The sequence below is a fragment of the Nocardioides sp. YR527 genome (genome assembly GCF_900101045.1).
Lineage (GTDB): Bacteria > Actinomycetota > Actinomycetes > Propionibacteriales > Nocardioidaceae > Nocardioides.
In genome coordinates, this window is record NZ_FNFN01000001.1 from 163,041 (window position 1) to 174,477 (window position 11,437).

Annotated in this window: 7 protein-coding genes; 4 read left to right on the forward strand and 3 right to left on the reverse strand. The window is 69.2% G+C overall.

The genetic code is table 11. From position 1 onward, the window contains the following. The first annotated feature begins 95 nt into the window (after positions 1 to 95). Positions 96 to 575 (forward strand): hypothetical protein, encoded by a 480-nt coding sequence (locus BLT25_RS00765; protein ID WP_091040993.1) that lies wholly within the window; start codon positions 96 to 98, stop codon positions 573 to 575. Here the strand turns inward: BLT25_RS00765 and BLT25_RS00770 are convergent, their stop codons facing one another. Further along, positions 576 to 1,259: an MBL fold metallo-hydrolase gene (locus BLT25_RS00770; protein ID WP_091040995.1), complete on the reverse strand. Its 684-nt coding sequence runs from the start codon at positions 1,257 to 1,259 to the stop codon at positions 576 to 578. It lies immediately after the preceding gene. 149 nt (positions 1,260 to 1,408) lie between these two features. On the opposite strand from BLT25_RS00770, the gene uvrA reads away from it, so the two are divergent. Both uvrA and BLT25_RS00780 read left to right on the forward strand, forming a co-directional pair. Continuing rightward, positions 1,409 to 4,375 (forward strand): excinuclease ABC subunit UvrA, encoded by a 2,967-nt coding sequence (gene uvrA, locus BLT25_RS00775; protein ID WP_091040996.1) that lies wholly within the window; start codon positions 1,409 to 1,411, stop codon positions 4,373 to 4,375. A 75-nt stretch (positions 4,376 to 4,450) separates the two neighbouring features. Beyond that, complete coding sequence (locus tag BLT25_RS00780) at positions 4,451 to 4,873, forward strand: Rieske (2Fe-2S) protein (RefSeq protein ID WP_091040998.1); 423 nt, start codon at positions 4,451 to 4,453, stop codon at positions 4,871 to 4,873. Positions 4,874 to 4,895: 22 nt separating this feature from the next. Here the strand turns inward: BLT25_RS00780 and BLT25_RS00785 are convergent, their stop codons facing one another. Both BLT25_RS00785 and BLT25_RS00790 read right to left on the reverse strand, forming a co-directional pair. Further along, positions 4,896 to 6,179: a tetratricopeptide repeat protein gene (locus BLT25_RS00785; RefSeq protein ID WP_091040999.1), complete on the reverse strand. Its 1,284-nt coding sequence runs from the start codon at positions 6,177 to 6,179 to the stop codon at positions 4,896 to 4,898. Between the two features lie 60 nt (positions 6,180 to 6,239). After that, complete coding sequence (locus BLT25_RS00790) at positions 6,240 to 7,274, reverse strand: LacI family DNA-binding transcriptional regulator (RefSeq protein ID WP_218131203.1); 1,035 nt, start codon at positions 7,272 to 7,274, stop codon at positions 6,240 to 6,242. 233 nt (positions 7,275 to 7,507) lie between these two features. Between BLT25_RS00790 and BLT25_RS00795 the strand changes: the two genes are divergently transcribed. Then, on the forward strand, positions 7,508 to 11,428 hold the full coding sequence (locus BLT25_RS00795) for a GH92 family glycosyl hydrolase (RefSeq protein WP_256328387.1): 3,921 nt from the start codon (positions 7,508 to 7,510) through the stop codon (positions 11,426 to 11,428). The last annotated feature ends 9 nt before the right edge of the window (positions 11,429 to 11,437 follow it).

Sequence of the window (11,437 nt, forward strand, 5' to 3'; positions counted from 1 at the left end):
CGCTGATCTCGATGCCCCCGGGTGGATAACGCTCGAGGCTTCGCTGCCCTACGCTGTGCGCCACACCAGGCGCGGGGCGGGTACAGGGAGTCGAGTTGCAGAGCAAGCAGGTCGCCGTCGCGGGCATCCTGACCGGCGCGGTCATGACCGGTCTCGGGGTGGTCGTCCTTCTCGCCGGCCTGGTGGAGGCCGAGCGTCCCGATCCGGACCCGGCCACGGGTATCGAGGACGTCGGGAACGCCTATCCCGATGTGGATCCGTTGCCGCCACTGCCCGGCTCGAGGCCGTCGAAGGAGTCCTCCGACGGCCATTCGGCCCGTCCGCGTGGCGCGGCGACCGATCCTGACGGCGCGACGTACGGATCCGGGAAGTCGGACCCGTCGGCAACTGCCGACCCGGACCGGCCGACCTCATCGCGGGAGCCGGACGAGCCCGCCGAGACCGGTGGCTCGACGCCCACCTCCGGGCCCACGCGTACGGCAGAACCGGAGCCGACCGCCGAGCCGACCGAGTCGGCCGATCCGACCACGGATCCGACGCCGACGGAGACCGCGACCCCGCCTACGGAGCCGTAGTCACCAACCCCGCTCGCGCCACTCGGCGAGATGGGGACGCTCGGCGCCGAGCGTGGAGTCGTCCCCGTGGCCCGGGTAGAACCAGGTCTCGTCGGGGAGGGTGCCGAAGATCCGCTCCTCGACGTCGTCGAGCAGCTGGGTGAAACGTACGGGATCCTGCTGGGTGTTTCCGACGCCGCCCGGGAAGAGGCTGTCGCCGGTCCACAGGTGGGGCGTGCCCTCGGGGTCGCGGTAGAGGAGGGCGACCGACCCGGGCGTGTGTCCGCGCAGTGCGATGACCTCGAGGGTGCAGTCGCCGACGGCGACGGTGTCCTCGTGGGAGAGCGTGCGGGAGACGGGTACGCCGGTTGCCTCTGTGATCGCGGCGGCATCGGGCTCTCCGGCGAGCGTGGCGGCTCCGGTCGCGGCGACGACGTCGGCCAGGGCTCGGTGGTGGTCCCAGTGCTGGTGGGTGGTGACGACGGTGGCCAGCTCGTCACCGATGAGGGGGAGCAGGGTCTCCGGCTCGGCCGCGGCGTCGATGAGAAGCTGCTCGCCGGTCGTTCGGCAGCGCAGCAGGTAGCAGTTGTTGGACATCTGCGCGTCGACGGCGACCTTTGTGACGGTCAGCCGACCGAGCTCGCGTACGTCGGCCGGACCGCCCGGTTTCACAGCGCCTGTATAAGTGGTAGGGGCATCGCTCATGCGTCTATGCAAGCACGTCGGACCCGGCCAGAAGTAAAATGTCGGTGCTCCGTGAGAGGGTGCCGTCTGGGAGTCTTCCCAGCGTCGTATGATGCGAACATCTGTTCGACGCGGTAGCGCGATGCGATAGCACTGGACGAGGAAAGAACGTGGCGGAGCAGCAGCTGATCATCCGGGGAGCCCGGGAGCACAACCTGAAGGATGTCTCCCTCGATCTGCCTCGGGACTCGATGATCGTGTTCACCGGTCTGTCCGGAAGCGGGAAGTCGAGCCTCGCGTTCGACACCATCTTCGCGGAGGGCCAACGCCGCTACGTCGAGTCGCTGTCGGCCTACGCCCGACAGTTCCTCGGTCAGATGGACAAGCCCGACGTCGACTTCATCGAGGGGCTCTCCCCGGCGGTGTCGATCGACCAGAAGTCGACCTCGAAGAACCCGCGCTCGACGGTCGGCACCATCACCGAGGTCTACGACTACCTGCGTCTGCTCTACGCCCGCGCGGGGCGGCCGCACTGCCCGACCTGTGGCGCGCCGATCGAGCGGCAGACGCCGCAGCAGATCGTCGACCACGTGCTCGCGCTGGAGGAGGGGCGCCGCTTCCAGGTGCTGAGCCCGGTGATCCGGGCCCGCAAGGGGGAGTACGTCGAGCTCTTCAGCCAGCTGCAGCAGCAGGGCTACTCCCGGGTGCGGGTCGACGGCGAGACCCACCAGCTCGACGCGCCGCCGAAGCTGGAGAAGCAGAAGAAGCACACCATCGAGGTGGTCATCGACCGGCTCGCGGTCAAGGAGTCGTCCAAGCGGCGGCTGACCGACTCGGTCGAGACCGCGCTGGAGCTGGCCGGTGGCCTGGTCGTCTTCGACTTCGTCGACACTGGCGAGCAGATGAAGTTCTCCGAGCGGATGTCGTGTCCCAACGACCACCTGCTCGACACCGACGAGCTCGAGCCGCGGTCGTTCTCGTTCAACTCGCCCTTCGGTGCCTGCCCGGCCTGCACCGGTCTCGGCACCCGGATGGAGGTCGACCCCGAGCTGGTCGTCCCCAACCCGGCGGCCACGCTCGCCGAGGGCGCGCTGCAGCCCTGGTCCCAGGCCCACGTCGCCGAATACTTCCTGCGCCTCCTGGAGGCACTCGGTGGTGAGCTCGGCTTCGACCTGGACACCCCGTGGGACGACATCCCGGCCGCGGGTCAGAAGGCGATCCTCGACGGTCACGGACGCAAGGTGCACGTGGTCTCGGTCAACCGCTACGGCCGGCGCCGCTCCTACGACGCCGAGTTCGAGGGCGTACGCCGCTGGGTGGAGCGACGCCACAAGGAGGCCGAGTCCGACACCACCCGGGAGCGCTTCGAGGGCTACATGCGCCAGGTGCCGTGCCCGACCTGCCGGGGCACCCGGCTCAAGCCGGTCTCGACCTCGGTGACGCTGGGGGAGCGGAGTGAGGGCGGTCTCAACATCGCCGAGCTGTGTGCGCTGCCGATCAACGAGGCCGCGGAGTGGCTCGACCAGGTCGAGCTCAGCGGCCGGGAGCGGCAGATCGCCGAGCAGGTGCTCAAGGAGATCCAGGCACGCCTGCGCTTCCTCCTCGATGTCGGCCTCGACTACCTCTCCCTGGAGCGGCCCTCGGGATCGCTCTCCGGTGGTGAGGCCCAGCGGATCCGGCTCGCGACCCAGATCGGGTCCGGTCTGGTCGGTGTCCTCTACGTGCTGGACGAGCCCTCCATCGGCCTCCACCAGCGGGACAACCACCGGCTGATCGAGACCCTCGAGCGGCTCAAGCGTCTCGGCAACACCCTGATCGTCGTCGAGCACGACGAGGACACCATCAAGGTCGCCGACTGGGTCGTCGACATCGGCCCCGGGGCCGGCGAGCACGGCGGTCAGGTGATCCACTCCGGCACGGTCTCCGAGCTGCTCGCCAACGAGCAGTCGGTGACCGGGCAGTATCTGGCCGGCCGGCGCGAGATCGCCGTCCCGGCCGTACGCCGCCCCCGCACCGCCGGGCGCGAGCTGACCGTCCACGGTGCCAAGGAGAACAACCTCAAGGACATCGACGTCACCTTCCCGCTGGGGCTCTTCCTCGCGGTCACCGGCGTCTCCGGCTCGGGCAAGTCGACGCTCGTCAACGACATCCTCTACACCGCCCTGGCCAAGGAGTTCTACCGCGCCCGCACCGTTCCGGGCCGGCACACCAAGATCTCCGGCCTGGACAACGTCGACAAGGTGATCCACGTCGACCAGTCCCCGATCGGGCGCACACCGCGGTCCAACCCGGCCACCTACACCGGCGTCTTCGACCACATCCGCAAGCTCTTCGCCTCCACCCCGGAGGCCAAGATGCGGGGCTACCTGCAGGGCCGGTTCTCGTTCAACGTCAAGGGCGGGCGCTGCGAGGCCTGCTCGGGCGACGGCACGATCAAGATCGAGATGAACTTCCTGCCCGACGTCTACGTCCCGTGCGAGGTCTGCCACGGCGCGCGCTACAACCGCGAGACGCTCGAGGTGCACTACAAGGGCAAGTCGATCGCCGAGGTGCTCGACATGCCGATCGAGGAGGCCGTGGAGTTCTTCGCCGCGGTGCCCGCGATCGCGCGCCACATGAAGACGCTGGTCGAGGTCGGCCTGGGCTACGTGCGGCTGGGGCAGCCCGCGACCACCCTGTCGGGTGGTGAGGCGCAGCGGGTCAAGCTCTCCGCCGAGCTGCAGAAGCGCTCGACAGGCAAGACCCTCTACGTCCTCGACGAGCCGACCACCGGCCTCCACTTCGAGGACATCCGCAAGCTCATCGGCGTGCTCTCCTCGCTGGTCGACAAGGGCAACACGGTGCTGGTGATCGAGCACAACCTCGACGTGATCAAGACCGCCGACTGGATCATCGACATGGGTCCGGAGGGCGGCAACCGCGGTGGCACGGTGATCGCCGAAGGCACTCCCGAGACGGTCGCCGCGACCCCTGGCAGCCACACCGGTGGCTTCCTCGCGCCACTGCTCGACGGCAAGGCCGCCGAGCAGCCGCCGGCCAAGCCGGTGAAGGCGAAGGCGGAGCCGGCCAAGGCAGCGGCCAAGAAGACGGCGGCGAAGAAGAAGCCGGCGACGAGGAAGAAGGTCAGCGCCTCCTGACCCGAGATCGAGATTTACCCGAAGGTTTGCGCTCGGCGAGGGACCTGCGTTGCCGGCGTGCCTATTCTGGGCAGCATGAGTGAATCTCGAATCACCCGGCGCAAGGTCGTCACCGGCACCGCGGTGACCGCGGTCGGCGTCCCTCTCCTGGCAGCATGCGGCGGTGGAGATGGCGACACCGGCTCCTCGGGTGACGGGGGGTCAGGTGGTGGCGGCCCGCTGGTAGCGACCAGCGAGGTCCCGGTCGGTGGGGGAGTGATCGTCGCCGACCGCAACCTGGTGGCCACCCAGCCCACCGAGGGGACCTTCAAGGTCTTCTCCGCGGTCTGCACCCATCGGAGCTGCGCGGTCACGAAGGTCGCCGGCGGCACCATCGACTGCCCGTGCCACGGCAGCCGGTTCTCGATCGAGGACGGCTCGGTGACGCAGGGACCGGCGACAAGTCCGCTGGAGGAGGTCGCCTTCGAGGTCACCAACGACGAGATCGTCCCCAGCTGAGCCACCCTCGGCCTGAGGTGGATCAGGCGCGCGCGAGGGCCTGTGCCCGCCACAGCTCGTCGCGCGGGGAACGACGGCGGTCGAGACGGGCGTCGAGCAGCACCCGGGCCTCGTCCCAGCGGTCGGCGCGGAGCAGGGCGGCGATGCGGGCTTCCTCGATGATCTCGCGCTGCGCGTCGGAGCCGCCGAGGCGACGGATCGACGGCGCGAGCACCGCGAGCCGATCGGCGGCGGCCGAGTTCTCGTCGCGGGCCATCAGCCCGAGCGCCTCGGCGAGCGGGGAGACGACGGTGGCCATCGTCGGATGTACGTGCCCGGCTGCCCACGACCTCAGCTCGTCGAGAGCACCGGCGTCGCCGGTGGCGAGGTGGGTGACCGCGGTGTGCATCGCCAGGAACGGGGTGGCGGGCCGGATCATCGTCTCGCGACCGGTGACGCGTACGACCTCGGCGATGTCGGGCACGTCGCGAGCACCCGGCGTGAGCGCCCACCGGAAGAGCAGCGAGCCGGAGTCGACCAGCGCCCGGCAGCCCAGGGCGTGCCCGGGCTGGAGCTGGGTCTCATAGCGGCGGCGTACGGCGTCGAGGTCGCCCAGTGAGAGCTCGTGCAGCGCGGCGTGCCAGGAGAAGTGGGAGAGCGAGTCGATCTGGGCGCCGTCGCCGAGCACCCAGGAGGACATCCACGTGAGTCCGGCCTCGTGGTCGCCGGTCTCGTAGTGGGCGTGCGCACGGGCGTGGGCGGAGTGGCCGGCGCCGGGCTCCACCGCCAGCGACGCACAGGAGAGCGACATCGCGTCGTCGAAGCGGCGCTGCTCCTGGCGTACGAAAGCGAGCAGGCCGGCGAACCACCAGTCGTCGCCGTAGGCGGGCCTGGCGCGTTCGACGATCGCCCACGCCTCCTCGGGCACCTCGGTGGCGCCGGCGAAGGCGATGGTCGGCACCGCGGTCGAGAGCAGCAGAGCATCTCGCGGGAAGGCTGCAAGGTGGTCGATCAGCGGCCGCGGGTTGCCGCCGATGTGGGCCTCGACCGCGTGGACGTGGCTGCGTTCGCGCTCGGTCGCCCGGCGGGCGTGCAGCCGAGCCTGCTTCAGGCGAGCACCCACGTCGACGGGCGCGCACATCTCGTGGCCGAGCAGTGCCAGTGCGGCGTGTCCGAGCGCGAACGTCGGGTCGAGGACGATCGAGGCCGCGAAGGAGGCGAGGGCGCCGTCCCGTAGTCGGAGCACGTCGAGCAGCCCCTGGGAGTAGGCCAGGGCAGCTTCGTCACTGGTGGTCAGCGAGTATCCGTAGCGGTCACGACAAGGCACATAACCATACTAGACCACTAGACTTTAAAACCTAGGTCGGCGCGGCGGATTTCCCCAGAGTCAGGGAGCCGGGAGCTCGCCGGAGCCACGGGGGATCAGCCGAGCGCCGATGGTGACCGTCTGGGGCGGTCCCGCGGTGTCGCCGGCGATGCGCTGGAAGAGGAGTCGCGCGGCGGCCGCGCCCATGGCGCCGGGGTCCTGCGCGACAACGGTGAGGCCCGGCTGGAGGAGATCGCCGAGCTCGACGTCGTCGAACCCGACCAGGGCCAGTCGGGTCGAGCGCCGGGCGAGCTCGCGAAGCACGCTGACGGTGGTGCGGCTGTTGCCGCACAGCAGCGCTGTCGCCGGTGAGCGCCCGTCGAGAAGCCGGTCCAGTGCTTCGGTGGTCGATGCGGGGGAAGGGGGTGCCTGCGTGACGAGATCGTCGGCGAAGGGGATCCTGGCGGCCTCGAGCGCCTCGCGATAGCCGCGCAGGCGCTCGCCGGCGGTGTAGATCTCGGGTGCGTCGCCGATGAAGCCGATGCGGCGGTGTCCGTGGGAGAGCAGATGGTCCACGCCGCGCCGGCTGCCGCCGCGGTTGTCGGTGAGGATCATGTCGGCCTCGATGTCACCGGGCGGGCGGTCGACGAACACGACCGGGATGCCGGCCTGCATCTCGGGGAGGAGGTAGGAGTGGCTGGTGCCGGCCGGCACGACGATCAGTCCGTCGACGCGCCGCTCGCAGAAGGCGAGAGCGAGCTCGCGCTCCCGGTCGGCGTCCTCGGCCGAGGAGCCGGCGAAGACCATCGTGCCGTGCTCCCGGGCCACCTCCTCGACCGCGCGGGACAGGATCGAGTAGAACGGGTCGGCGACATCCTCGAGCAGCAGCCCGACGGTGCCGGACCGTCCTTGCCGAAGGTCGCGGGCGCTGGCGTTGCGCCGGAACCCGAGCTGGGCGATCGACTCGAGCACGGCCGCGCGCAGGTCGTCGTTGACGTTCGACTCGCCGTTGACCACCCGTGACACGGTCTTCAGGCTCACCCCGGCCGACGCCGCGACGTCTTTCATGGTCGGGCGGCGCTGCTGACGGGTCTGGTCGGACGGAGGTGATGCCACGTGCTCAGCGTAAGACGCCGATCCGAGCGGGACAACGATGTCTCACTTCTTTCCCTCTGGTGGCGCGGATGACGCGGCTCGCAGAGAAGGCAAGCGTAAATCCTTGGCGAATCACGTTGACAACGTTGTCACACCACGGTTCCATCTGGGGTGGCCCCCATGTGAAGGAGATCACACCGATGCATCGTTGGGACGTACCACGCAGAACGAGAGGCCGGGCCCGCCTGGCCGCGATGATCGCCGCGACGGCGGCGCTGATGGTCGCGATGAGCGGCACCGCACCCGCGCTCGCCACCCCTGATGAGCCCACGGCTCCGAAGAGCGACACCGCCGACCCCCAGCGGGCCGCGGACGGCGGGGACTGGGAGACCTCCTTCGAGGAGGACGACCCGCAGCCCACCTGGGCCGACCTCGTCGACACCGATGACGACGGCGACCCGCGCAGCGCGGGTGTCGCCGGACCGGACCCGTTCGGCATCCCCGGTGACATCTCCGAGCACATCACCGGCGTCAGCGCCAGCGGGGAGAACACCGGCTCCGGCGAGGGCGCGGCCGAGCTCGTCGACGGCGACATCAACACCAAGTGGCTGACCTTCGCGACCACCGGCTGGGTGCAGATCGAGCTCGACCAGCCCGTCAGCGTCGTGAAGTACGCCCTCACCTCGGCCAACGATGCCGCCGAGCGTGACCCCAAGGACTGGGTGATCCAGGGCTCCACCGACGGCCAGAGCTGGACGACCGTCGACACCCGCACCGGCCAGTCCTGGGACGAGCGCTTCCAGACACGTGAGTTCGAGATCGCCTCTCCGCAGGCGTACTCGCACTACCGCATCGACATCTCCGCCAACCAGAGCGGCGGCCTCATCCAGCTCGCCGAGTGGCAGCTCTCCGACGGCTCCGAGCCCCCGCCGCCGCTGAAGAGCATGACCAGCCACCCCGACGACGGCCCCGCATCGGCCTACGCCGCGAAGTCGAAGGTCGGCTTCACCGGCGTGCACGCCTTCGAGTACGCCGGCAAGATCACCGCCGACAAGGGCCACTCCTACAACCGCGTCTTCGACGTCGACATCCCGGTCGGTGCGGAGACCGAGCTGTCCTACCTGGTCTTCCCGGAGTTCATCGAGGGTGACCTGAGCTACCCGAGCACCTACACCGCTGTCGACCTGGCATTCACCGACGGAACCCTGCTCTCCGAGCTGGGCGCGCTCGACGCGCAGGGCTACGTACTGTCCCCGGAGGGCCAGGGCGAGTCGAAGTCGCTCTACACCAACCAGTGGAACAAGAAGACCTCGGTCATCGGCGAGGTCGCCGCGGGCAGGACGATCGACCGGATCCTGGTCGCCGTCGACGCGCCGAGCGGGCCGACGAAGTTCCGTGGCTGGTACGACGACATCGCGATCACCGCCTCCCCGGACGAACCGCAGGTCACCAGCCGCGTCGACTACGCCGTCACCACCCGTGGCACCCAGTCGAGCGGCAGCTTCTCGCGAGGCAACAACATTCCGGCGACCGCGGTCCCGCACGGCTTCAACTTCTGGGCGCCGATGACCAACGCGGGCTCGCTGTCGTGGTTCTACCGCTACCACCAGGACAACGACGCCCAGAACCGGACCAGCCTGCAGGCGCTGACCCTGAGCCACGAGACCAGCCCGTGGATGGGCGACCGGCAGACGTTCCAGGTGATGCCGTCGGCCGCCGCGGGCACCCCCGACCCGGGCCGCAACGCGCGCAGGCTCACCTTCGAGCACGCCAACGAGACCGCGCGGCCCTACTACTACAAGGTCGACTTCGACAACGGCCAGCGGGCCGAGATCGCACCGACCGACCACGCGGCGGTGTTCCGGTTCACCTATCCCGGCGACGATGCCAGCCTGATCTTCGACAACGTCAACAACGACGGCGGGCTGACCCTCGACCCGGCCGCTGGGACGCTGCAGGGCTTCACCGACACCCGAAGTGGCCTGTCGAACGGCGCCACCCGGATGTACGTCTACGCGACCTTCGACCAGCCGGTCACCGGCGGCGGCAAGTACACCACCGGCGAGCGCCCGAACGTCCAGGGTCATCTCGAGTTCGACGCCGGCGCGGACAGGACGGTGACGATGCGCATCGCCACGAGCCTGATCGGCGTCGACCAGGCCCGGAAGAACCTCGAGCTCGAGATCGCCGACGACGACTTCGAGACGGTCAAGGACGACGCCAAGGCGATGTGGCAGGACAAGCTCGACGTCCTCGACATCCAGGGCGCGACCAAGGACCAGAAGACGACCGTCTACTCCAACCTCGCCCGGCTCTTCCTCTACCCCAACTCGGGTCACGAGAACACCGGCACCGCCGACGAGCCGGTCTGGAAGCATGCCGTCCAGTCGACCTCCGGTGACACCAACCCGCCGGGCACCACGCCCACCCACACCGGCGCCGACATCGTGGACGGCAAGGTCTACGTGAACAACGGCTTCTGGGACACCTACCGCACGACCTGGGCGGCCTACTCCCTGTTCGAGCCGAGCCAGGCGGCCGAGATGGTCAACGGCTTCGTGCAGCAGTACAAGGACAACGGCTGGATCTCACGCTGGTCCTCACCGGGCTACGCCAACCTGATGACCGGGACCAGCTCGGACGTCTCCTTCGCCGACGCGTACGTCAAGGGGGTCAAGGGCATCGACGCCGAGGCGGCCTACGACGCAGCCGTGAAGAACGCCACCGTCCGGCCTCCGGGCTCCGCGACCAACTCGAACGTCGGCCGCAAGGGCATGCAGACCTCGGTGTTCCTCGGTTACACGCCCGCGGCCGTGAGCGAGGGCGTCTCCTGGGGGCTCGAGGGCTACATCAACGACTACGGCATCGGAAACATGGCCGCGAAGCTCGCCCAGCGCGACGGGATCTCCCGCGCCGAGAAGAAGCGGCTGAAGGAGGAGTCGGAGTACTTCCTCAGCCGGGCCCGCAACTATGTCAACACCTTCGACACCGAGGTGGGCTTCTTCCAGGGCCGCAACGCCGACGGCACCTTCAAGAAGTCGCCGGCGGACTACAACCCGCTGGTGTGGGGCAGCGACCACGACTACACCGAGACCAACGGGTGGAACTTCGCGTTCCACACCCCGCAGGACGGCCAGGGCCTGGCCAACCTCTACGGCGGTCGCGGCGGGCTCGCGCAGAAGCTGGACACCTTCTTCTCCACGCCGGAGACGGGGGAGTACCCGGGCTCCTACGGCGGCATCATCCACGAGATCCGTGAGGCCCGTGACGTACGCATGGGGCAGTGGGGCTTCTCCAACCAGGTCAGCCACCACATCCCGTGGATGTACAGCTACACCGGCCAGCCCTGGAAGACGCAGGAGATCGTCCGCGAGACGCTGCGCCGGATGTACACCGGCTCCGAGATCGGGCAGGGCTACGCCGGTGACGAGGACAACGGCGAGACCTCGGCGTGGTACCTCTTCGCCTCCCTGGGCCTCTACCCGCTCCAGATGGGCAGCGAGAACCTCGTGCTCGGCTCGCCGCAGTTCACCAAGGCCACCCTCCGCCTCGAGGGCGGCAAGGACCTGGTGATCAAGGCACCGAAGAACAGCAACCGGAACATCTACGTTCAGGGCGTCAAGATCGACGGCAAGAGGTGGGACAAGACGTACGTCTCCCACCAGGAGCTCGCCGACGGCGGCACCATCGAGTTCGACATGGGCTCGAAGCCGTCGCGCTGGGGCACCTCGCCCAGCGCCGTCCCGCCCTCGCTGACCACCGGCTCCCAGCCGGCAACTCCTCTCGCCGACAAGTCCGGTGCGGGGAAGGGCACGGTGTCGGCCAGCGGCAACGACGGCGAGACGTTGGTCGACAACGACTCCGGGACGCAGACGACCGTGGCCGGGGACGGCTGGGTGGAGTACCAGTTCTCCGGGACCAAGGTGCCGGTGTCCTTCTACACCCTCACCAACGGCGCCGAAGGTGGCTCGCCGAGCGGCTGGGTCGTCAAGGGCTCCAACGACGGCACCGACTGGAAGGTCCTCGACCGGCGCTCGGGCGAGACGTTCGACTGGCAGCAGGCCACCCGGCCGTTCAAGCTCGAGTCGGCGTCGAAGTTCAGCCGGATCCGGATCGAGTTCACCGGCTCGGCCGACGAGCAGATCACGCTCTCGGAGGTGGAGCTGCTGGGCTAGCGATCCGGG